This window comes from Pedobacter folensis, from assembly GCF_056490665.1.
The window spans coordinates 1,343,314-1,364,159 of record NZ_JBWJIF010000002.1; the positions used below are offsets into that span (position 1 = coordinate 1,343,314).

Consider the following 20,846-nt stretch of genomic DNA (forward strand, 5'->3'; position numbering starts at 1 on the left):
AATCAGCAACAAAAGTATTTCTGCCGACAAACAAATTCTAATTTGGTGTGTTGCCTAATCGCGATGTTAAAACAAACTGCTATAAAATTATTTACGCCGTATAAAAATCTGTGCTTATCTGTGAAAATCTGTGGTAAAATGAAGCTCATTAATTTTAACATTTAAAAATGGCATTTGTAAATTCAATTTTTACCTGGTTAATGAAAAAGCGGATCCACCAGATCGAGCTTTTTATGAAATATCCGTACGACGTTCAGGAAGAGTGGTTTCATACCTTGATTGATAGTGCCGAAAATACCGAATGGGGCAAACTGTACGATTATAAAACCATCTTAACCCCACAACAATATCAGGAACGTGTTCCGATCCAGAATTACGATACACTGAAGCCTTACATTGAGCGCATGCTCAATGGCGAACAGAATATCCTTTGGCCATCTGATATTAAATGGTTTGCAAAATCATCGGGTACCACGAGCGACAGAAGTAAATTTATCCCGGTTTCTCCAGAATCGCTGGAAGAGTGCCACTTTAAAGGTGGTAAAGATATGCTTTCCATTTACTGCAATAACCGCCCCGATAACCAGATGTTTACCGGAAAAGGTTTGGTTTTAGGTGGAAGCCATCAGGTTAATCAGTTAAATGAAGATTGTTTTTATGGCGATTTATCTGCCGTATTGATTAAAAACCTACCCATCTGGGCCGAATATTACCGTACACCCGATATGTCTATCGCCTTGATGGACAATTACGAAATTAAGATGGATAGAATGGCAGAAGCCACCATCAACGAAAATGTAACCAGTATTTCGGGCGTACCCACATGGACGATTGTACTGGCCAAAAAGGTGCTCGAACTTACCGGAAAGCAGAATTTACTGGAAGTTTGGCCAAACCTCGAGTTGTATATCCACGGTGCGGTAAATTTTGCTCCCTACCGCGAACAGTTTAAACAGCTTATTCCATCCAATGAAATGTATTATCTGGAAACGTATAATGCATCTGAAGGATTTTTTGGGATTCAGGACCAGGATCATTCAGAAGAGATGTTGCTGATGCTGGATTATGGTATTTTCTATGAGTTTGTGCCGATGGAGAATATCTGTGAAGAAAATCCAAAGGCATTAATGCTGGGAGAAGTTGAATTGCATAAAAATTACGCCATTGTGATTTCTACAAATGGTGGTTTATGGCGTTATATGATTGGCGATACCATTCAGTTTACCTCGCTTTCTCCTTACCGCATCAAAATTACCGGGCGCACCAAACACTTTATCAATGCTTTTGGTGAAGAAGTGATTATTGATAACGCAGAACAGGCCTTAACCAAAGCTTGCCAAGAAACAGGTGCAGAAATTAAAGATTATACCGCCGGACCAATTTACTTTAAAGGTGAAAAAGCGGGTGGACACGAATGGATCATCGAATTCGACAAACAACCCAACGACTTTGAGAAGTTCGTAGATATTATGGATCAGACTTTGCGTGAAGTTAATTCTGATTATGATGCCAAACGTTTTAAAGACATGGCCTTAGCACGACCTAAAGTACACAATGCACCTGCAAATACTTTTTACAATTGGTTAAAAGCGAAAGATAAACTTGGTGGGCAACACAAGGTGCCACGTTTAGCCAATGAACGTAAATACGTTGATGATATTTTAGAGATGATGAAATCTTCTTAAATTTAATAAATCTCATTTATTTTGTCAGTCTGAGCTTGTCGAAGACTTAATTAGCGCATTTCGACAGGCTCAGTGCAACAGTTTATATTTAAAGAACGCTACTCAGTTATGAAAAACATCCTCATCCTTTTCTTGATTCTGGGAACCTCATTATATCAATCTAAGGCCCAGGTTAAAGAAAGTTTTAAAGCGCAGATTGCCTATAAAATTGTAGAAACTTCTCCCAGATGTAAACAGCTTACCAAAGGTCTTTACGAAAGGATTGTTAAAAACGGTGGTACCTCTTACGGCATTATGCTCGAGAGTAGCCCGAATCCTAAAACCGATCCTTCTGAGGGTTATTCAAAAACCTATAATTTTAACCTGCACGAAAGTTATGCCGATCGGATGCCAGTTATTGCAAGGTTTGTATTCGATCCAAAAAAGCAACAGCTTTATGAGGAAGATGTAGCAAATGATAAATTAATTGCAATACCTTTCGACAAAAAGTTACTTACGCTCTTCAACAAGAAATAAATGAAAGGCATCAGCTATAAACGTTTGGCCTGGCTATTTTTTTTTGCCTATTTCTTTGTGCTAATGGTGCAGATTACCTTACGTTATATTCCGCTGAGCAGTGAAGTGTCTTTCCTACAGATTAAACAGACGGAAGTATCAGGAATCAAAGCATATCTCCCGGTATTTTATGTGCATGTATACAGTGCCATATTTGTGCTGTTGGCTGGTTTTACACAGTTTAATCCTACAATTTTAGCGCAATATCCCAAAGTGCATAAGTGGTTGGGCTACCTGTATGTGGGCTTCGTATTGTTACTTGCCGCGCCATCTGGTATTTTTATCGGCTGGTTTGCAAATGGGGGATTAATGGCTAAAACCTCATTTATTATGTTAGGGGTTTTGTGGTTCTGGTTTACGCTAAAGGCAGTTCAGCTCATTTTAAAAAGAAAAATAATCGCCCATCAGAAATTTATGTACCGCAGTTTTGCTTTGGCAACTTCTGCGATTACCTTAAGGCTATGGAAAGTTATTTTAGTATATTTATTTCACCCGGCCCCGATGGATGTTTACCAGATCATCGCCTGGCTAGGCTGGATACCCAACTTATTAATCGCCGAATGGCTGATCAGAAAGAAAATTTTTTGACTACACATACAGATACATACCGATGAAAAAAATCTTATTATTCGCGCTGCTTCCCTTTTTGATGCTATCATGCAGAGACACAAAAAAAACAAATAAAGAAAAAACAACAGGCATTGCACAGCAGGAAATCCACAAGGAACTTTATGGTTTTTGGGTTGGCGATTTTTACACAGCAGATGAATTGGAGTACGAAGGAGATATGTCTGATGCGGTTAAAAAACTGAACATCAATATTAAAAGAATAACCAAAGATACTGTGATTGCGCAAAGTGTGGTTTCGGGCAACAGCCGTCCACTATTGGGTAAAATATCAGAAGATGGTGGTAAAATTACCTTTGTTCTGGATGAACCGGGCACAGATAAATACGATGGGAAATTTGAAATCACCCTTGTTGGCGACACCTTAATTGGTAAATGGAACGCTTATAAAAAGGAGCTGAAATGGCCTGGAAAAGAATTTAAATTATTAAAAAAAGCTTTCGAATATAATGCAAGCCGCATGTTGCCAACAGAAATGGAATATGTAGACTGGAGCGACCACAAAATGGTAGCGCAGTTAGATACCCTCGAAGATGGAAGTGTAGATTCGTTAGGCGCAAATACTTTTTACAGAAGCGCCTCCGAGCAGATATTTAGATTAAATGCATCAACAGCCCTGTTAAAGGAAGAAGATGTGAAGAATTTAAGAAAATTAGACCTGCAGATTATTAAAAACACCATTTTTGCCAGACATGGTTATGCCTTTAAAAAACAAACTTTTAGAAATTTTTTCGATCCTGTAGAATGGTATGTTCCTGTTAAAAACAACGTTGATAATGATTTAACGGCTATAGAAAACAAAAATATTGTACTATTGGATCGCTTTACCAAATATGCTGAAGACAATTATGATGCTTTTGGCCGTTAATTTGTAAAGTATTAATTATGAAATTGAACAGGGAGAAAATATTAGGATTCTTTAAAAAATCGCAAAGCAAAGCTTCGGTAATCTTAAGTGATAAAAGCAAAGCCAGTAATACGATTAAGGATGCACTGGGCAAGGCGGTAACTAATAAAGGTGATTTGGAAGGCGTTTGGTCGAAACTGGTGCTGCTATTCGCGGTATCTAAAGATTATGTGAACGGCGATTATACCGAAATCCCTAAAAGATCTATTATTGCCATTTTAGGAGGGCTGATTTATTTCCTTTCACCTGTAGATGTAATCCCTGATTTTGTACCCGTTTTAGGTTTTGTTGATGACATTTATATCTTAAATCTGGTATATAGGCAAGTACTTAAAGACCTGGAAAAATATAAAGTATGGAAAGATGGGCAAGTGAAATTTATTGGTGATGTAGATGGCTCAACTGCAACATAGTTTTTTTGATTGGGTAGGAGCGCATCTTTTCAGCTGTCCTTTTAAAGCCCATTTCGGGATAGATTGCCCCGGCTGCGGTTTACAACGTTCTGTTTTAGCTTTGCTGCGTGGCGATATAATCGCATCATTTAAGTTTTATCCTGCAACAATCCCACTCATTTTTGTCGTCGTATTTACCATTATTCACCTTAAGGTAGATTTTAAATTTGGGGCGCAGCTGATTAAAATCGTTTTTGCAGGAGTTGCAGTAATTATTTTAATCAATTACATTTACAAAATATACACTCACCAATTGATCTAAATATAGCTATGTCAGAAGAACAGGAAACCCCTCAAGAAAATAAACCCATTGATCTTTCAACGAATCAAAACCCTGAACCTGCACCATTTCAGCCATTAGGTAATGGTCCGGTAACGCCGCCACCCTTTCAGCAACCACCACCATTTGGACAATTCGGAGGAGGAGGTTTTGGTCAGCAGAACTTACCAAATGCAACAGCTTCTCTTGTTTTGGGGATTTTGGCTATACCAGCATGTTGCTTTTATGGAATATTTGGTTTAATATTTGGCATAATAGCCTGGATATTAGGCGCCGGAGATATGAAAAAGTATCAGCTTAATCCAGGGATGTATACAGAATCATCCTATAAAAATGCAAAGGCAGGTAAGATCTGTGGAATGATTGCCACAATTTTGAGTGTGCTTTTTGTTGTGCTGATTGTATTAATTATCGCTGGTGCAATTGCCAACCCTCAAATGTTTGATGAGTTTTTCAAGAGCATGAGATAACGATTAATTTTACCTTAAAAATATAAATCGAATGGTGCATGCCATTCGATTTTCTTATTTTTGTACCATTGAAATTGTAAATAAAAAACTAAGATAATGTATCCAGAATATTTAGTAGAGCCAATGCGTAAGGAATTAACTAACGTAGGTTTTCAAGAATTAAAAAACGCAGAAGAGGTTGATCAAGCGATTAAAGGCGAAGGAACTGTGTTGGTCGTGGTAAATTCAGTTTGCGGTTGCGCAGCAGCAAATGCACGTCCGGCGGCCAGAGCAGCAGCTGCACACGAAAAACACCCTGATAAATTGGTTACTGTTTTTGCGGGTATGGAAAAAGAAGCGGTAGATCAGGCTAGAAATTATATGATGCCTTTTCCTCCATCTTCTCCGGCAATGGCATTATTTAAAGATGGTAAATTGGTTCACATGATCGAACGTCATCAAATTGAAGGCAGACCAGCACAAATGATTGCTGATAACCTGATCGGTGCTTTCGAACAATATTGCTAAAACTGATTACACGAATTATACCGATAAGAAGGTAATTTAAATGATAAATGAAATGGTGAGTGGGAACATTCACCATTTTGCGTTTATTGGGTATTTTAAAGAAGTTGTTTTGCCACGGAGGCACAGAAGCCCTGAATATCTCCCTCGGTACCTCATCTTGAGCGTAGTCGAAAGATCTTTATTGTATGGTGTTTGTTCCTTTGGTCGAAAATTCAATATTTCACAGCTAGAAGTCCTTTGTTTTATTCAGGATAACAATTTTCCTAAATCTGTGTAATCACCTTAAATCGCCTAATCTGTGCTCCTAAAAATCTTTATTCAGCAATTTCTCCAGTTCTCCGAACGAAACATTCATTCTTACCCTGCCTTGTTTGGCATACGATATTTCTCCGGTTTCTTCGGATATGATTACCGCAACCGCATCTGTGGTTTCAGAAACACCAATACCTGCGCGGTGCCTTAAACCAAACTGTGAGGGCAATTGATCGTTATCCGTTAGAGGTAAAATACAGCTCGCACTTTTAATTTTGTTTTCCGAAATCACTACAGCACCATCATGCAGCGGACTGTTTTTCTGAAAGATACTTTCCAGCAAACGTTTTGATATTTTAGCGTCAACTAGTTCGCAGCTATTGGCAAAAAACTGTTCGTCGTAAAATTTAACGAATACCATTAATGCCCCCGTGCGCGTTTTCTTCATGCTTTTACAGGCATCGATAATGGGTTTTATACGGGTTAAATTATTTCTTTCAATTTCTTTTCGGCCAAATAAATATCCCCACCAGGCTTTGTTCTTTTGTAAAAAAGCATTTTTCCCGATCAGTAAAAGGAAACGCCTGATCTCCGGATGGAAGATTACAATCAATGCAATGATCCCCACACTCATAAATTTCTCGATGATAGCAGTAAGCAGTTTCATGTGCAAAGCATCAACAACGCGATAAAATATGGCGATAATCAGCATCCCAACCAGCAGGTTAACAGCTAAGGTATTGCGGATTAGCGTATAAACATAATAGATTAAAAGTGCCACAAGCACAATGTCTACCACATCTGTAATGGTGAATTTTACGAAATCAAAATCTAATCCTTTCATCAATGGCAAGATAGCAAAACGGTTTTCAGTTTACAATACTAGGTTAACTGTTTAAATTGGTTATTAATGATCGTCACCCTGAACTTGTTTCAGGATCCTTACCCAAAAATAGATGCTGACCACGAAGTAGCTATTAGGCCTTTAAAACAAGAAAAACTGCTAATAAAACAAGTTCAGCAGGACGAATCTAAGTGGAGGCGTCATCCTGAATTCACTTCAGGATCTAATAACAAATAATTATCCAATGGTGATTTTCTTATAGCAGCAGCTTAACTCAACATGCCTACCAACCGCACACACTCCACCGCCTCCTTAACATCATGTACCCTTAAAATGCCAGCACCTTTTTGTAGTGCAATGGTATTTAGTACAGAAGTTCCGTTCAGGGCCTCTGCTGCCGAAGTGCCAAGTGTTTTGTAAATCATTCCTTTGCGTGAGAAACCAACTAAAATGGGAAGTTTGAAAATTTTAAAAGCCTCCATTTGCTTAAGCAGCTCATAATTATGTTCGGTAGTTTTTCCGAAGCCAAAACCAGGGTCAATAATTACATCATGAATATGTAGCGCCTTAAGTGCCGCAACTTTTTTCGCCAGATAATCAATGACTTCTAATAATACATTGTGATAAACCGGATTTTGCTGCATGTTTTGGGGAGTGCCCTGCATGTGCATGATCATATAGGGAACCTGTAGTTTAGCTACGGTTTCGAACATGAGCTCGTCCATATCCCCGGAGGAAATATCGTTAATGATATGCGCACCAGCCAAAATGGTTTCCTGTGCAACTTTTGCCCGAAATGTATCGATGGAAATAACCGCTTCGGGAAATGCTGCAGCTAAACTTTCTACCACAGGTAGCAAACGGTCAGCTTCTTCGGCTGCTGAAATATCTTTAGCACCTGGTCTGGAAGAGTACCCGCCGACATCAATAAAGGTAGCGCCTTCATGAAGGAATTGAGCAGCTTTGGTTAAGGCTTCGTCTATCGATTTTGTTCTGCTGTTGCTATAAAAAGAATCGGGTGTAATATTTAAAATACCCATCACTTTTGGGCTGCTTAAATCGATAAGCTTACCTTTAATGTTTAAGCTTTGTTTGGGCTCAAAAAAGTTTTTTTCTGCCATAATAAACCCTTTCGGGATTTGGGTTTCGCTTTAAAAATGTATCTTTAGCTTTTGTTTTTTCACGACAAAAATACACTAAAAACTAAATAATTATTGGCTTTGGCACAAACAAATACCTCTACCGAATTTGATGAAGTGATTGCAGTTTGCAGATCATTATTTTTAAAAAAAACTAAAGATTACGGCACTGCATGGCGGATTTTAAGACCAAGTTCGATAACCGATCAGATTTTTATCAAAGCACAACGCATCCGTACCCTGGAAGAAAAAAAAGTAAGCAAGGTAGGAGAGGGTGTAATAGCTGAATACATCGGGATTGTAAACTATTGCATCATTGCCATGATGCAGCTCGAATTAACCGAGAGCGACCCGAATGAAATGCCTTATGCCGAAGTTGAAAAACGGTTTGAACAAAAGGTAACGGAAACCAAAGATTTAATGTTTGCCAAAAACCACGATTATGGCGAGGCCTGGCGCGATATGCGCATTAGCTCGTTAACCGACCTGATTTTAATGAAAATTTTTAGGGTTAAACAGATAGAAGATAACGAAGGGCAAACCCTGGCTTCGGAAGGTGTTCATGCGAATTATCAGGATATGTTAAACTATTCGGTTTTTGCACTGATCAAACTCGGCGTTAAATAAATAGCACAATAGCCTTTAAAAACAGATACATACAGATGCGAAACATACTTTTAAAATTCTCCAGGATTTTTGTCGGTGCCTTATTTATATTCTCAGGACTCATCAAAGCAAACGATCCGCTTGGCTTTGGTTATAAACTACAGGAATATTTTGAGGTTTTTCACATGAATTTTCTTAGTGGAATGGCCACCGGTATCGCCATTATACTCTGTACCTTAGAAATTGTGCTCGGTGCCTTATTGCTGTTGGGTTTCTGGAGCAAAAAGGTAGCCTGGGGTTTATTGCTGCTTATTATCTTTTTTACCCTGCTCACATTTATATCGGCAGCGTTCAAAGTAGTGACCAGCTGTGGCTGTTTTGGTGATGCCATTCCGCTTACTCCATGGCAGTCGTTCGGTAAAGACCTGATCCTTTTAGCGCTGATTATTGTTATTTTCTTAAACAAAAACCTCATTCAACCTTTATTCAAAAAAGAAACTACGCAGCGGAACATTGCCATTGCAGTAACCGTGATATCTTTAGGTTTTGGCTTGTATACTTATAATGTTTTACCGATTATCGATTTTCTGCCTTATAAAGTTGGTGCACATCTTCCCTCATTAATGGTGATTCCTCCGGGAGAAAAACCAGATGAATTTGAGATTATGTACCACTTAAAAAACAAGAAAACCAATGAGGAGAAAGATATGAGCGATAAAGCCTATCTTAAAACTGAAATCTGGAAAGACAATAACTGGGAAATTATAGGAGAACCTGCCAAAAGATTGGTTAAAAAAGGTTTTGAACCTAAAATTAAGGACCTGAACATTACCGATGCTTCGGGTACCGATTATACCAAGGAACTGATCGAAAATCCTTATTATAATTTGATTTTTGTAGCCTACGATCTTCATGCTACAAACGAAGCCGCTATTGGTAAACTAAATGCCCTGGCTTTAAACGCTACGCAGCAGTTTAATATCCGCACAGTATTACTTACCTCCAATTCGGCTCAGGATGCACAGGCTTTTATCAAAAAGAACAACCTGTTTTCGGAGGTTTTTTATGCTGATGCTGTACCTTTAAAAAGTATGGTAAGGGCAAATCCTGGTGTTTTATTGATGAAGAACGGTGTGGTGATCAATAAATGGCATTTTCATAACGTACCCACTTTCGACCAACTCAGCCGGAAATATTTCGATAAATAAAGATGATCGGATACGCACTAAAAAAACTGATGTATGGGCTGCTGGTAATGGGCGGTGTAATATTGGTTGTTTTTGTGCTGTTTAATATTTTGCCCGGCGATCCGGCAAGGATGACCATGGGGCAAAGGGCCGATGTACAATCACTGGAGGCTGTTCGTAAAGAGTTTGGCTTAGACCGCTCTAAACCTGTTCAGTTCCTTTTATATATTAACGATTTATCGCCAATTAGTATACTGGATAATGATAGCACCAATCAACAGAAATATCATTATGCAAAACTGATGTCCTTTGATAAAAAGGCACTGGTGATCAAATGGCCTTATCTTCGTAGTTCCTATCAAACCAAGCGCGACGTAACTGCTATACTATCCGAAACCGTACCGAATACTTTTATCCTGGCTTTAACCGCGATGATTTTTGCAACCATAATTGGCGTGTTTTTGGGCGTGCTTTCAGCAGTGTATAAAGATTCGTGGATTGATAAATCGGCCAATGCATTTGCCATTCTGGGCATATCAGCACCTTCTTTTTTTGCAGGGATAATTATTGCATGGTTGTTCGGTTTTGTGCTGAGTAATTATACGGGCCTGAAAATGAGTGGCAGCTTATATTCTTACGATCCATTTAATGGTGAAGTACTAACCTTAAGGAACTTATGGTTGCCAATGATTACCCTCGGCTTAAGGCCTTTGGCTATTATTGTACAGTTAACGAGAAGCGCCATGCTGGATGTTTTAGCGCAGGATTATATCAGGACGGCAAGAGCAAAAGGTTTAAGCAGAAATACCATCATCTATAAACATGCACTAAAAAATGCGATGAATCCGGTAATTACGGCTATTTCGGGATGGTTTGCCTCTTTGCTGGCCGGTTCTTTTTTTGTAGAATATATTTTCGGCTATAATGGATTGGGAAGAACGACGGTAACCGCCCTAGAAATGTCTGATTTCCCTGTGGTAATGGGCTCCATTCTTTTTATTGCTTTCGTGTTTGTGGTGATCAACATTCTGGTTGATATTTTATACGCCTATGTTGATCCACGGGTTAAATTAAGCTAAGCCATGCGTGAAGAAGAAATTATAAATTATACTGCGCTTGCCGATCAACGCATCATTGATATATTTAAGCTTGCAACCATCGAGCTGCCCGATGCAGAGCGGTTGTTCAGCCACGTACTTAATGCGCAGCACATATGGGCGCAACGAATTTCGGGCAAAGTGCCACTTTACGGCGTTTGGGATATTCACCCCAAAGAAAACTTTGAAGTTATTGCAACTGAAAATTTTAAATTGATCAGGATGGCCTTGAAAGAACATGCTTTAGATAAAAAGATTTTGTACCGCACTTCACAAGGCGTTCAGTATGAAAACCGAATAGATGAAATTTTATTTCATTTATTTAATCATTCTACTTATCATCGCGGACAGGTTGTAACTTTATTGAAAAAGGAAGGTTTTACGCCACCTGTCACTGATTATATTATGTTAAAACGCGACCATCTGTTATAAGGTCGAAGCAAAAAGAGAAACACATGAAGATTTTCCTTATCGGATATATGGGCTGCGGTAAAAGCACAAAGGCAAAACAGCTGGCACATCGTTTAGATTGCCCTGTGATCGATCTTGATGCCGAAATTGTTTCAAAAACAGGCAAAAGTATTGCCGAATATTTTGCCGAATACGGTGAAAGTGGCTTTAGGGATTATGAAAGCGAAATGCTTAAAACCTTCGATTACCCAGAAACCTGTGTGGTGGCTACTGGAGGTGGATTGCCTTGTTTTTTCGACAATATGGAATGGATGAATGCAAATGGCGAAACGGTTTACCTGCAAATGGAACCTGCCGCCTTAGTGTCGCGCTTACATAACCGTCAAAAACGCCCATTAATTAAAGATTTAGACGATGAGCAACTTTTAGTATTTATTAAAGAGAAACTCGAAGAACGTGATCCTTTTTATACCCAGGCTAAACTGATTGTAGACGCATTTGATCTGGATGGAGAAAAGTTAGAAGAAGCCATTAAGAACAATCGATAGTCTACAGTCCTTAGTCTTGAGTCCTTAGTCGGTTAATCAATAAGCAGATAGTTACTAATCAACCAATGGCTAATGAACCACTGAACTAATCTCATCATCTATTATTTTAGCCGATAACAGTGCAAGCGGAATTCCTCCACCTGGATGTACGCTGCCTCCACAAAAGAATAAATTTTTAACTTTCGAACTGAAATTGGGATGTCGTAAAAAGGCAGAAAACTGATTGTTAGAGCTGTTTCCGTACAGAGAGCCTTGATAAGAACCGGTTTTGACTTCGATGCTTCTCGGGTCGAGAATCTGTTCGCAAATGATATCTTTTTCAATATTTCTGTTTAACAAACAGCTGATTTTTTTAATAATATTTGCCCTGGCTTCTTTTATCAATAATTCCCAATTCTGGCCGTTATTGGCAGGAACGTTGATCATTACAAACCAGTTTTCGCTGTCTGCGGGTGCATCGTCTCTGATGTGTTTGCAGCTGATGTTGATATAAACGGTAGGGTCGTTACTAATGGTTTTATCTTTCCATATCGAATTAAACTCGTTTTGGTAATCCTCAGTGAAAAAGATATTGTGTAAGCCCAAATCGCTGTAATTCCCATCCATTCCCCAGTAAAAAATCAAAGCAGAACTACTCCGTTCCTGGTTGAGTAACTTTTTAGGCTGAGTTATATTTTTAAGCAGGTTTTTATAGGTAAACCAGATATCGAGGTTCGAGACCACAACGTCGGCCTTATAGGTTTTATCGTTAACTTTTACGCCCTGTACTTTGGGTTTGCCTTCATTGGAAGAAATAATTTCTTCTACCTTTTGATTGTAGTGAAACCTGATCCCCAATGCTTCTGCCAATTTTACTAAGGCAGTAACAATACTGTACATCCCGTTTTTTGGAAGGAAAGCTCCATAGTGGTACTCGAAATGTGGAATTACGTTTAATGTGGCCGGTGCCTGAAAGGGATCGGAACCGTTATAGGTAGCATACCGATTGAATAGTTGCGCGATTCTTTCGTCTTTGAAAAAAGATTGGTTTGCTTTTGCCTGCGTTCTAAAAGCATCAATCTGGCCAAAACGGAATATGGATCTTAAGGTATCCCAATGCAGGTAACTTTTAAGTTTATGCAAACTCCTTTCCAGAAATGCACGGTGGGTAACCTCGTAAATGGTTTTGCTTTTGTTTAGGTACCGGGTAATTTCTTTGGCAGTCGAAGTTGTTTTTTCTTCAATTTCCTTTGCGAATTTATCCAGGTCTGCACTGGCGTTTAACCTTAAACCATCTTCATAAAAATAACGGCAAACTTCTTTCAGTTTTAGATATTCAAAATAATCTTCAGGGTTTTTGCCTGCCAGTTTAAAAAGCTCATCCACATACTGAGGCATGGTAAAAAGGCTTGGGCCGGCATCAAACCTGAAACCGTTCATCTTTATTTCTGCCAGCTTACCTCCAGGTTTTGAGTTAGCCTCATAAACATCAACCTCATAGCCTTTTACAGCAAGGCGAATGGCAGATGCAATTCCTGCAATTCCAGCACCGATAATTATTGCTTTTGGTTTATCCATCAATCTATTTCAATTCCTCCAAATATAGCTTTGCTTGTTTTTCAATCTCATTGGTGGCAAACTTAATGGCCGAACCAACTCTTGTAGTCTCAGATTTCACGGGCATTTTATTTATGGTAGCCAAGGCATCAGTATACCATTTTGCCCAGACTTCAATAATGTGTTTCTCATCTGTGGCGCCTTTCCCTTTTGCAATTTCTTTTTTGCTTAATTCAAATTCGGTTTTCAAACGGGTTAGGGCATCCGTTTTAACCTGCGAAACAGTGGCTATCGCTGTATTTTCATCTGCAGAAATTAAAGTATAAGCCGCAGTTAAAGCACTTATCCCAACATTTTTCATTTCGGTTGGCGAAACTTTATCAATCCTATCATTGTCTGTATGGTAAAATACATCAGTAAAGTGCCACATCAGTAAACCAGGGATTTTATGCTGCAAGAATGGGGTATGATCACTACCACCTTCAAAAGGATTGTAGTTAACTGTCCAGTTGGCAAATTTGCCCTGTATTTTGCAGATATCGAAAATAAAATCGTTAAAATAATGAGGGAAAAGATCTTTTTCAGTAACGTCACCTGCGCCCCATTCGGTATGTTTATCTGTTCCTCTTGTCCAGATAGCAGAAGGATCTGGCATTTTTTCAATCAGGAAAGAACCGCCGGTTTTTTGGGTGTCTTCACCAACCATATCCAAACTCATTCCCCACATAATGCCTTTGGCTCGGGTAGTATCTTCAGTAATGTATCTTCTGGTTGATACAATTTCGTCGCCCCATAAAAAGGTTAAGCTGCGCTTCGGACTTATTTTTTTTGCCTGATACAATTCTGCCGTTAACCTGGCCATTTCGGCTAATGTACCCACACCGCTTGCATTATCGTTTGCACCCGGTTCCTGAACATGGGCACTGAATACAAATCGTTCGTTAGGATTTACACTGCCTTTAATATTTGCAACGATGGTTAATTCTTCTGAAGGATAAATTTTAGTCTGGATATTTACTTTCAATTTGGTTTCACCCTTTAAGCAGGCTGCTTTTAACTTTTCTTTGGCCGCATAAGATAAAAGTAATGTCCATACCTCGCTATTGGCTTTCATGTTCCCAAACTGGATAGACGTTTGGTGTACCTCGGGTTGGGTATATTTTGGCATAGAATAACCCAGTACACCAATGGCTCCTGCGTTGGTGGCTATTTGAAGTAAACGTGATGGGTTGCTCTCTGAAAATAGGATTTTCCCTTTCAGGTCCATTTTTTCTATTTCTGCAGGTGATACGCTGGTAATGAAAACCACAGGTGCAATAATACCTCCAACCGGAGTTGAGCCGCAATTAACCGGAATCATGTTGCGGTTGGTTTTGTAAGAGATGAGTGGTTTTGTTTCGCCAACAATATCTATGTTGGCGTCTACAGGTTCCCATGTATTATTTTTCATCGCTCTTTTTTCGATGCGATAAGTTAAAGGCGCTTCAAACTCATTCTGCTTCTGTTCTACAAAGCCAGCTTTTTTGAGGATATTTTCTACATAATAAATACTTGCATTAAAACCTGTATTGCCGGGTATACGAAAATATTTTTCGACAAAAGCTGTCGTTTCATAGGCATTTTTTGCTATGAAGCCTTTCCTTGTCAGGTTGAAATATTCATCTGTTGAATTTTGTGCGTAACATCCCAAGCCCGCAAAAAGCAGGGCAAAAAGTATCTTCGTTTTCATGATCGTTAGTAAAAGCGAAAGATAACAATAGCTTTTGATTCTTTTCTTGAATCGAATAAGATATTAAGTATGCAAATGTAACACCACATATTACATTTGCATACTTAATCGTGGCACAGCACTATCCTAGGCACTCATTAATGCAGAAGCTTATAAGCTACGCGAAACGTCTTCCCTTTTTGTTTTTCAATCCTTCATCAACCGATAAGGGGCCTGAGCCTACTACCCAAAACATGATGAGTAGAAACAACACCAGTACCGAAAACCATAACTCCGAATTTGGTGTGGAAAAACCCGGGGTAAGGTTAACGAAAAATACAGCAAACAATAAGATTGGAATCTGAATGACAACGGCAAAGCGGGTAACTAAACCTAATGTAATTAAAACACCCCCAACCAAATGTGCAAATGCAACAACGTGAATGGCAACACTGATGAGCATGCCCGAAAAACCAAATACGTTGTTTTGTGTAATCATATTTTGAAGAACCGAAGTGTCGCTGACAAAAGAAACACCTTTTCCAAAAATGATCAGGCCAAGCACAATCCGAAGATAATCCAGCCATTTTGAGTGATGAACATCTCCCCAATGTTCAATTTTACGGATAACGTTCATAATGAACCTCCATTTTTATGTGAATGATACTTTAAGTTACGGATTTATATTGGCTTGTCAAATAAAGAACTGAAAATCAATAGATCAAAGCTGAATTTATTTTAAAAAGCTGTTTTAACCATTTGATGTAAAATTAACATAAATTTAATTTGTACCGTTTTGGTTTTTGGTATAAATTTAGTATTATTGCTTAAATAGATAGGTTTTTTATCATGAGCAAAGAAATATTAGAATTTTCTGTACAAGTAGATGAAAAATTTGACCTGAAATTTACCTGGTTGGATGGCTTTTGGGGCGCTGCATTTAAATTTTTTGGAAAATAATTTTTGAAATCTAATTTTTCTTAACGAACAATCCACGTTCGAACAAGACAGTATTGCCTAATCTTTCTTGATTAACCGGGTTTTAAACCCTCCACCTTTCTGCCTTCTACCTTTAACCTCTTTTTTCTATCTTTGCAAAATAATGAGTAGAAGAAAACCAGGTACGGTAACTATTGTTCCAAACGTACATATAATCGATATTGCTGAAGAAGGAAAAGGTGTTGGCAAGGCTGACGAATTGGTCATTTTTGTTGATAAAGCTGTTCCTGGTGATGTGGTAGATGTTCGGTTGACCAAAAAGAAAAAGAATTTTGCTGAAGCAATTATTGATCAGCTTCATGAAAAATCAGCTTTACGAACCGATCCTTTTTGTCCTCATTTCGGAACCTGTGGCGGTTGTAAATGGCAGCACATGGGCTACGATGCGCAGTTGAAGTTTAAGCAGAAAAATGTTGAAGCGGCTTTACAGCGCTTAGGTAAAATAGATACCTCTGGAACGGAACCTATTTTAGGTTCAGCAAAAAATAGTTACTACCGGAATAAATTAGAATTTACTTTTTCGAACAAACGTTGGTTAGAAAAAACTGATGTAGAACGTGATGAAGATTTTGATATGAATGCCCTTGGTTTTCACGTGCCTTTGCGTTTCGACAAAATTTTAGATATTGAACATTGTTACCTGCAGGATGAGCCTTCTAATTCGATTAGAAATGCAGTGCGTAAATATGCTTTAGAAAATAACCTTTCGTTTTACGATCTGCGTAATCATGAAGGTGTTTTACGTAACCTGATTATCCGAACTTCGAGCACAGGAGAGGTAATGGTTGCCGTGGTATTTGCTTATCCCGAACAGGCACAGGTTGATGGTTTGATGGCTTTCCTTCAAAATGAATTTCCACAGATCACTTCGTTGTTGTATATCGTTAACCAAAAGAAAAACGATACCATTTTCGATCAGGATGTGGTGGTTTTCTCTGGTCGCGATCATATTTTCGAAGAAATGGACGGCATCCGTTTTAAAATTGGTGTAAAATCTTTTTACCAGACCAATTCAGAACAGGCCTTCGAATTATATAAAATCACCAGGGATTTTGCCGGATTTAAAGGCGATGAGCTGGTTTATGATCTATATACTGGTGCCGGAACCATTGCAAATTTTATTGCAAAAAATGTAAAGCAGGTGGTAGGCGTAGAATATGTACCAACTGCTATTGAAGATGCAAAGTTTAACTCTGCGTTAAATGGCATTGATAATACGATCTTCTATGCAGGAGATATGAAAGATATTCTCACTTCAGAATTTATCCTGGCGCATGGTAAACCAGATGTAGTGATTACTGATCCACCGCGCGCCGGAATGCATGCAGATGTGGTTCAAAGATTACTGGAAATGGAATCTGAAAAAATTGTTTATGTAAGCTGTAATGCAGCTACGCAGGCAAGAGATTTAGAATTGCTCAAAGAAAAGTATGATGTGGTGCGTATTAAACCTGTAGATATGTTTCCGCACACACAACACGTAGAGAACGTTGTATTATTAAGGTTTAAGGGGTAAGGCAAAAGGTTTAAGGCTATCACCTTAAAATCAAATGTTGTCATTTTAAACCCTACACCTTAAAACATAAACCTTTTACCTTGAAATGGATAGAGAAGAATTATTAGGCGCAACGCCCGAAGAGAACGGAACACCACAAAAAAAACAGGAAAGTCCGCTGGTAAGTTTAGAAAAAGACCTGGAGTTTTATGCTGATGCCATTAAAGAAGTGGCAATTGAAATTATGGTTGAAGGGATTTCTGCACACCCGATTTTTATTGCACATCAGCACGAAGTAAACATCGGTGAACTTATTTTAAATAAAGAGGAGCTCAATACCGATTGGACCATACAAGCCTCTACCTTGGAAGAGTTTGTAGAAAAAGGAATCATCAGCAAAGAAAAAAAAGAGCCGTTCTTAAAAGTTTATAAAAAGCCAGAGGATTTTATGTGTGTATTCGTAATTGTTCCTGAAGGCGCCAACTTTATTTATTATCCATATAAAAAAGGCAGAGGGTAGAAGGCCAAGGTCTTAGGGATTTATTCCTTATCCATTGTTATTCGGTTCTTGCCCTGACTGAAAATTATCCTATGTTCAGAAGGTAAAAACTCAATCGTTAGCTTGTATTGCGCTGAAGTAAATTTATCTACTTCGTAGCAATCTAAAGGAAAATCCGTTTGGCCGGTAGCTTGTGCTTTTAAAATGTTGCCATTTTTAGAAACCGTAATTTTTAATGGAAAATCTGGACTGGCATATACGCCCAGGTATTTATCCAAATCATTGGTTTTTACATTAAGGTAGGGTTTAAAATTTGGCAATTCGTAGGGTTTGTTGTAGATAATACTCAACAAAACTATCGCGAAGTCATTTTTATCGAAACGCGTAGCATTTAATGCTAATGCCCAGCTAATTCTATCATTTTCGTTATAGCCAACAATAGAGTGTGTTCCATAAGTATCACCAGCGTGGCCATAATACATCGACTCGTAAAAAGGAATAGGCATTATTCCTCTACCAAATGTTTCATGCTTTGGTTTCATTAATTCAACAGTTTCTTTCTTCAAAATTTTATACTGAAACAAACTTGTAATAAAAACATTTAAATCCTGAGTGGTTGATGAGATATCTCCAACCCCGGTTACATTGCTGAAATTTAGATCCTCAATAATGTTCCATTGGTTGATATAATTGTAAGATTGAAAAACATTTGTAGTTTTTGGTGTATAAGCTGAAAAATTTTTAAGTTTCAAAGGCTTTGCAATTTCTTCATCTACTATTTTTGCATAAGGCTGTTTGTGTTTTTTTTCTAAAATTTTAGTAAGCAGATAATAACCTGTATTTGAATAAGCCACTTTTTCGTTTGGCTGAAAATTCACCCCCTGGCGAATAATTTCGTTCATAATATCCTGTTCGCTAACCTTTTTTGTAAGCCAAAATATGCTGTCTTTTTTCATGAGAAAATCGCCCAAACCACTACTGTGTTCCAGTAGGTTTTTAATCGAAATTTTGCTGGCATTTGGAATTTGAGGATAGTAAACAGCTAGTTTGTCTTCTAAGTCTAAATCTCCTTTTTCTATTAATTTAAAAATAAGAGTTGCAGTAATCAATTTTGTGATTGATCCTATTTGATATTTTGTATTGGCATTATAGCTTACGTTTTTTAGGCTGGTTTGCCCAAAGCTTCGGTTGTATATTTCTTCTCCATCCTTAAAAATAGATAAACTACCTACTGCTCTATGATTCGTATCGATATAGGTAATGTAATCATTAATTTTTTTTGAAAGTGAGCTTTGACCATAACTGACTTTGCTTAAAAAGAACGATATGATGATAAGGATTAATATGTTTTTTTTCATTTAGGCTGAGTTTTCCTCTATTGACGATAAGAAGTATAAAAGGGTTGCATATTTAATAAAAAAAAACGCCGCTTTGCATCCACAAAGCAGCGCGTATTATTAACTAAACTAAACTTTTAATTTACGTGGTGCACATCGCCACTTTTTGAGGTTGATGTTTTCTTGAGTGAAGCATTTCCTTTATAACTTACATCACCACCGCCACTTGCACTGGCCTCTAAACCCTTATTTACATAGAGATTTACATCAGAACCACCAGAAGCCTGCACCTTTGCATAATCTGCAATTAATTCATAAGCGTCAATATCGCTACCTCCGCTCGATTGAATGGTCATATTTTCTGCTTTACCTTTTAAATCGAGATCGCTGCCCCCGCTTGATTGAATAGACAAGTCGTTGCAAACAATGCTTAATTTTAAATCTGATCCGCCTGAAGAGCGAATGGCCAGTTTATCTGTCTTGATCTGATTTTGTGTAAAAACATCCGAACCGCCCGATGCTGCAATGGCATTTAAAGTTTTAAAGCTTACATAGGCTTTAATGATTCGGTTTTTAAACAGACCACTCCAATTGACACCATCCTTAAATTTTATATTCACATTGCCACCATTCTGTTCCACAACAATATCTTTTAATGTTTCAGCATCCGATTTTATACTCACACTTTCGCTGCCTCCCTGAGTGAGGTACAGGTCGATACCGCTGCTTACCCCAATGCTATTGAAATTTTTAACCGTAAAACTTTTAGTTTCCTGTGCTTTAGCCATATAGCTGGTTACCACTATAAATAAAATGGCGGATGATTTGATGAGGGTTTTCATAGTCGTTTTTTCGTTAAATGATTCTGAAGCGATCCTTATGCAGTATTTGTGCAGCGATGGCCCCGGTTTTGTGTTTTGGTTATTGATTAGACGCATCTTTGGTGAAAACGTTGCAAACAATCGAAATTATTTTTCAAATAGTTTGAATTTCATCCTTAAAATCGTTCTTTTTGTATTCAATCCTTTTTTATACAATGGCATCGCAATTACTTATTCTTAACAAGAAACAAATTCAGCAGAAAATAGATCGTATCGCTTATCAGATTTTAGAGGATAACCTGAACGAGAAAGAAGTGGTGCTTGCCGGCATTTGGGACCGTGGTTACAAATTAGCCTTAAGGTTAGAAAAAGTGCTTAAAAAGATTTCAGGCTTTAAACTAACTTTGTTGCGTATCGACCTGCAGAAAGAAAGCAGCAAATTGGTTGCCTCAACCGATTTAGATGAGAGCCATTGGAAAAATAAGGTGATTATTATTGTTGATGATGTATTAAACAGCGGTAAAACCCTGGCTTATGGCTTGGGCGTTTTCTTAAATACGCCACATAAAAAAATCCGTACCGTAGTTTTGGTTGATCGAAGCCATAAAATTTTCCCTATCGCAACCGACTTTGTTGGTCTTGAACTGGCTACCATTTTAAAAGAACATGTAGATGTAGTGATGGATGTAGAAGGCGAAGAAGACCGGGTTTATTTAAGCTAGAGAAGATGTAAAATGGAGGAGGTAAGATGGAATTGATTAATATCGTCCTGGTTTGCAACGAGGATGCCCGAGAACAGCGATTTCATCGCTAGGATATAGCTAAATTACAGGGCTATTGCACCACATTACAAATGTGGATCTTACTAATCCTCGTCACAAACG

24 protein-coding genes are annotated in these 20,846 nt (G+C 38.2%); 17 read left to right on the forward strand and 7 right to left on the reverse strand.

Annotation, left to right across the window (positions count from 1 at the left end; genetic code table 11):
- Positions 1-167: 167 nt before the first annotated feature.
- From AC04QZ_RS14355 to AC04QZ_RS14390, 8 genes are all read left to right on the forward strand, one after another.
- Positions 168-1,685, forward strand: coding sequence for a GH3 auxin-responsive promoter family protein (locus tag AC04QZ_RS14355; RefSeq protein WP_086549169.1), 1,518 nt, complete (start codon positions 168-170; stop codon positions 1,683-1,685).
- Between the two features lie 108 nt (positions 1,686-1,793).
- Positions 1,794-2,201 carry a hypothetical protein gene (locus AC04QZ_RS14360; protein ID WP_478358306.1) on the forward strand — a complete coding sequence of 136 codons (408 nt, stop codon included), beginning with the start codon at positions 1,794-1,796 and terminating at the stop codon, positions 2,199-2,201.
- Positions 2,202-2,828, forward strand: coding sequence for a DUF2306 domain-containing protein (locus AC04QZ_RS14365; RefSeq protein ID WP_478358307.1), 627 nt, complete (start codon positions 2,202-2,204; stop codon positions 2,826-2,828).
- Positions 2,829-2,850: 22 nt separating this feature from the next.
- Positions 2,851-3,735 carry a YARHG domain-containing protein gene (locus AC04QZ_RS14370; RefSeq protein WP_478358308.1) on the forward strand — a complete coding sequence of 295 codons (885 nt, stop codon included), beginning with the start codon at positions 2,851-2,853 and terminating at the stop codon, positions 3,733-3,735.
- Between the two features lie 17 nt (positions 3,736-3,752).
- Positions 3,753-4,187, forward strand: a complete 435-nt coding sequence (locus AC04QZ_RS14375) for a YkvA family protein (RefSeq protein WP_086549171.1) — start codon at positions 3,753-3,755, stop codon at positions 4,185-4,187.
- Positions 4,168-4,488 carry a DUF2752 domain-containing protein gene (locus AC04QZ_RS14380; RefSeq protein WP_478358309.1) on the forward strand — a complete coding sequence of 107 codons (321 nt, stop codon included), beginning with the start codon at positions 4,168-4,170 and terminating at the stop codon, positions 4,486-4,488. Before AC04QZ_RS14375 ends, AC04QZ_RS14380 begins: the two co-directional genes overlap by 20 nt.
- A gap of 8 nt (positions 4,489-4,496) precedes the next feature.
- Positions 4,497-4,976 (forward strand): CCC motif membrane protein, encoded by a 480-nt coding sequence (locus AC04QZ_RS14385; protein WP_478358310.1) that lies wholly within the window; start codon positions 4,497-4,499, stop codon positions 4,974-4,976.
- 96 nt (positions 4,977-5,072) lie between these two features.
- Entirely contained in the window at positions 5,073-5,483 is a 411-nt protein-coding gene (locus AC04QZ_RS14390; RefSeq protein ID WP_086549173.1) for a BrxA/BrxB family bacilliredoxin, read from the forward strand.
- Positions 5,484-5,787: 304 nt separating this feature from the next.
- On the opposite strand, the gene cdaA is transcribed toward AC04QZ_RS14390, so the two are convergent.
- Positions 5,788-6,579, reverse strand: coding sequence for a diadenylate cyclase CdaA (gene cdaA, locus AC04QZ_RS14395; RefSeq protein ID WP_086549174.1), 792 nt, complete (start codon positions 6,577-6,579; stop codon positions 5,788-5,790).
- Between the two features lie 269 nt (positions 6,580-6,848).
- Positions 6,849-7,700, reverse strand: a complete 852-nt coding sequence (gene folP / locus AC04QZ_RS14400; RefSeq protein WP_478358311.1) for a dihydropteroate synthase — start codon at positions 7,698-7,700, stop codon at positions 6,849-6,851.
- Positions 7,701-7,799: 99 nt separating this feature from the next.
- Here folP and AC04QZ_RS14405 point away from each other — a divergent pair, with 99 nt between their 5' ends.
- From AC04QZ_RS14405 to AC04QZ_RS14425, 5 genes are read left to right on the forward strand one after another with little or no spacing between them, the layout of a single operon-like run.
- Positions 7,800-8,345 carry a DUF1599 domain-containing protein gene (locus AC04QZ_RS14405; RefSeq protein ID WP_478358312.1) on the forward strand — a complete coding sequence of 182 codons (546 nt, stop codon included), beginning with the start codon at positions 7,800-7,802 and terminating at the stop codon, positions 8,343-8,345.
- 35 nt (positions 8,346-8,380) lie between these two features.
- Positions 8,381-9,532 (forward strand): BT_3928 family protein, encoded by a 1,152-nt coding sequence (locus AC04QZ_RS14410; protein ID WP_478358313.1) that lies wholly within the window; start codon positions 8,381-8,383, stop codon positions 9,530-9,532.
- 2 nt (positions 9,533-9,534) lie between these two features.
- The gene (locus tag AC04QZ_RS14415; protein WP_478358314.1) at positions 9,535-10,590 is read left to right on the forward strand and encodes an ABC transporter permease; all 1,056 of its coding nucleotides are present in this window, start codon (positions 9,535-9,537) and stop codon (positions 10,588-10,590) included.
- Positions 10,591-10,593: 3 nt separating this feature from the next.
- Positions 10,594-11,040 (forward strand): DinB family protein, encoded by a 447-nt coding sequence (locus AC04QZ_RS14420; protein ID WP_478358315.1) that lies wholly within the window; start codon positions 10,594-10,596, stop codon positions 11,038-11,040.
- A 23-nt stretch (positions 11,041-11,063) separates the two neighbouring features.
- Entirely contained in the window at positions 11,064-11,567 is a 504-nt protein-coding gene (locus tag AC04QZ_RS14425) for a shikimate kinase (RefSeq protein WP_478358316.1), read from the forward strand.
- A gap of 69 nt (positions 11,568-11,636) precedes the next feature.
- On the opposite strand, the gene crtD is transcribed toward AC04QZ_RS14425, so the two are convergent.
- The 3 genes from crtD to AC04QZ_RS14440 form a co-directional block, all read right to left on the reverse strand.
- On the reverse strand, positions 11,637-13,124 hold the full coding sequence (gene crtD / locus AC04QZ_RS14430) for a 1-hydroxycarotenoid 3,4-desaturase CrtD (RefSeq protein WP_478358317.1): 1,488 nt from the start codon (positions 13,122-13,124) through the stop codon (positions 11,637-11,639).
- Positions 13,125-13,128: 4 nt separating this feature from the next.
- Entirely contained in the window at positions 13,129-14,832 is a 1,704-nt protein-coding gene (locus tag AC04QZ_RS14435; protein ID WP_478358319.1) for a M28 family peptidase, read from the reverse strand.
- A gap of 157 nt (positions 14,833-14,989) precedes the next feature.
- A complete protein-coding gene (locus AC04QZ_RS14440) occupies positions 14,990-15,448 on the reverse strand; it encodes a DoxX family protein (protein WP_478358320.1) in 459 nt (152 codons plus the stop codon).
- Between the two features lie 212 nt (positions 15,449-15,660).
- Between AC04QZ_RS14440 and AC04QZ_RS14445 the strand changes: the two genes are divergently transcribed.
- From AC04QZ_RS14445 to AC04QZ_RS14455, 3 genes are all read left to right on the forward strand, one after another.
- Positions 15,661-15,771 carry a phenylalanyl-tRNA synthetase subunit alpha gene (locus tag AC04QZ_RS14445; RefSeq protein WP_478358321.1) on the forward strand — a complete coding sequence of 37 codons (111 nt, stop codon included), beginning with the start codon at positions 15,661-15,663 and terminating at the stop codon, positions 15,769-15,771.
- 142 nt (positions 15,772-15,913) lie between these two features.
- Positions 15,914-17,326 carry a 23S rRNA (uracil(1939)-C(5))-methyltransferase RlmD gene (rlmD, locus tag AC04QZ_RS14450; RefSeq protein ID WP_478358322.1) on the forward strand — a complete coding sequence of 471 codons (1,413 nt, stop codon included), beginning with the start codon at positions 15,914-15,916 and terminating at the stop codon, positions 17,324-17,326.
- A gap of 85 nt (positions 17,327-17,411) precedes the next feature.
- A complete protein-coding gene (locus tag AC04QZ_RS14455; RefSeq protein WP_086549185.1) occupies positions 17,412-17,825 on the forward strand; it encodes a hypothetical protein in 414 nt (137 codons plus the stop codon).
- Positions 17,826-17,845: 20 nt separating this feature from the next.
- On the opposite strand, the gene AC04QZ_RS14460 is transcribed toward AC04QZ_RS14455, so the two are convergent.
- Both AC04QZ_RS14460 and AC04QZ_RS14465 read right to left on the reverse strand, forming a co-directional pair.
- Positions 17,846-19,162: a serine hydrolase domain-containing protein gene (locus AC04QZ_RS14460; protein WP_478358323.1), complete on the reverse strand. Its 1,317-nt coding sequence runs from the start codon at positions 19,160-19,162 to the stop codon at positions 17,846-17,848.
- A gap of 116 nt (positions 19,163-19,278) precedes the next feature.
- Entirely contained in the window at positions 19,279-19,983 is a 705-nt protein-coding gene (locus AC04QZ_RS14465) for a head GIN domain-containing protein (RefSeq protein ID WP_086549514.1), read from the reverse strand.
- 194 nt (positions 19,984-20,177) lie between these two features.
- On the opposite strand from AC04QZ_RS14465, the gene AC04QZ_RS14470 reads away from it, so the two are divergent.
- Positions 20,178-20,684, forward strand: a complete 507-nt coding sequence (locus tag AC04QZ_RS14470; RefSeq protein ID WP_029275623.1) for a phosphoribosyltransferase family protein — start codon at positions 20,178-20,180, stop codon at positions 20,682-20,684.
- Positions 20,685-20,846: the final 162 nt, after the last annotated feature.

Bases quoted from the DNA above. Each gene is read 5' to 3' on its own strand.
- AC04QZ_RS14355 (WP_086549169.1), top strand. From the start codon at position 168: ATGGCATTTGTAAATTCAATTTTTACCTGGTTAATGAAAAAGCGGATC.
- AC04QZ_RS14360 (WP_478358306.1), top strand. From the start codon at position 1,794: ATGAAAAACATCCTCATCCTTTTCTTGATTCTGGGAACCTCATTATAT.
- AC04QZ_RS14365 (WP_478358307.1), top strand. From the start codon at position 2,202: ATGAAAGGCATCAGCTATAAACGTTTGGCCTGGCTATTTTTTTTTGCC.
- AC04QZ_RS14370 (WP_478358308.1), top strand. From the start codon at position 2,851: ATGAAAAAAATCTTATTATTCGCGCTGCTTCCCTTTTTGATGCTATCA.
- AC04QZ_RS14375 (WP_086549171.1), top strand. From the start codon at position 3,753: ATGAAATTGAACAGGGAGAAAATATTAGGATTCTTTAAAAAATCGCAA.
- AC04QZ_RS14380 (WP_478358309.1), top strand. From the start codon at position 4,168: ATGGCTCAACTGCAACATAGTTTTTTTGATTGGGTAGGAGCGCATCTT.
- AC04QZ_RS14385 (WP_478358310.1), top strand. From the start codon at position 4,497: ATGTCAGAAGAACAGGAAACCCCTCAAGAAAATAAACCCATTGATCTT.
- AC04QZ_RS14390 (WP_086549173.1), top strand. From the start codon at position 5,073: ATGTATCCAGAATATTTAGTAGAGCCAATGCGTAAGGAATTAACTAAC.
- cdaA (WP_086549174.1), bottom strand. From the start codon at position 6,579: ATGAAAGGATTAGATTTTGATTTCGTAAAATTCACCATTACAGATGTG.
- folP (WP_478358311.1), bottom strand. From the start codon at position 7,700: ATGGCAGAAAAAAACTTTTTTGAGCCCAAACAAAGCTTAAACATTAAA.
- AC04QZ_RS14410 (WP_478358313.1), top strand. From the start codon at position 8,381: ATGCGAAACATACTTTTAAAATTCTCCAGGATTTTTGTCGGTGCCTTA.
- AC04QZ_RS14415 (WP_478358314.1), top strand. From the start codon at position 9,535: ATGATCGGATACGCACTAAAAAAACTGATGTATGGGCTGCTGGTAATG.
- AC04QZ_RS14420 (WP_478358315.1), top strand. From the start codon at position 10,594: ATGCGTGAAGAAGAAATTATAAATTATACTGCGCTTGCCGATCAACGC.
- AC04QZ_RS14425 (WP_478358316.1), top strand. From the start codon at position 11,064: ATGAAGATTTTCCTTATCGGATATATGGGCTGCGGTAAAAGCACAAAG.
- crtD (WP_478358317.1), bottom strand. From the start codon at position 13,124: ATGGATAAACCAAAAGCAATAATTATCGGTGCTGGAATTGCAGGAATT.
- AC04QZ_RS14435 (WP_478358319.1), bottom strand. From the start codon at position 14,832: ATGAAAACGAAGATACTTTTTGCCCTGCTTTTTGCGGGCTTGGGATGT.
- AC04QZ_RS14440 (WP_478358320.1), bottom strand. From the start codon at position 15,448: ATGAACGTTATCCGTAAAATTGAACATTGGGGAGATGTTCATCACTCA.
- AC04QZ_RS14445 (WP_478358321.1), top strand. From the start codon at position 15,661: ATGAGCAAAGAAATATTAGAATTTTCTGTACAAGTAGATGAAAAATTT.
- rlmD (WP_478358322.1), top strand. From the start codon at position 15,914: ATGAGTAGAAGAAAACCAGGTACGGTAACTATTGTTCCAAACGTACAT.
- AC04QZ_RS14455 (WP_086549185.1), top strand. From the start codon at position 17,412: ATGGATAGAGAAGAATTATTAGGCGCAACGCCCGAAGAGAACGGAACA.
- AC04QZ_RS14460 (WP_478358323.1), bottom strand. From the start codon at position 19,162: ATGAAAAAAAACATATTAATCCTTATCATCATATCGTTCTTTTTAAGC.
- AC04QZ_RS14465 (WP_086549514.1), bottom strand. From the start codon at position 19,983: ATGAAAACCCTCATCAAATCATCCGCCATTTTATTTATAGTGGTAACC.
- AC04QZ_RS14470 (WP_029275623.1), top strand. From the start codon at position 20,178: ATGGCATCGCAATTACTTATTCTTAACAAGAAACAAATTCAGCAGAAA.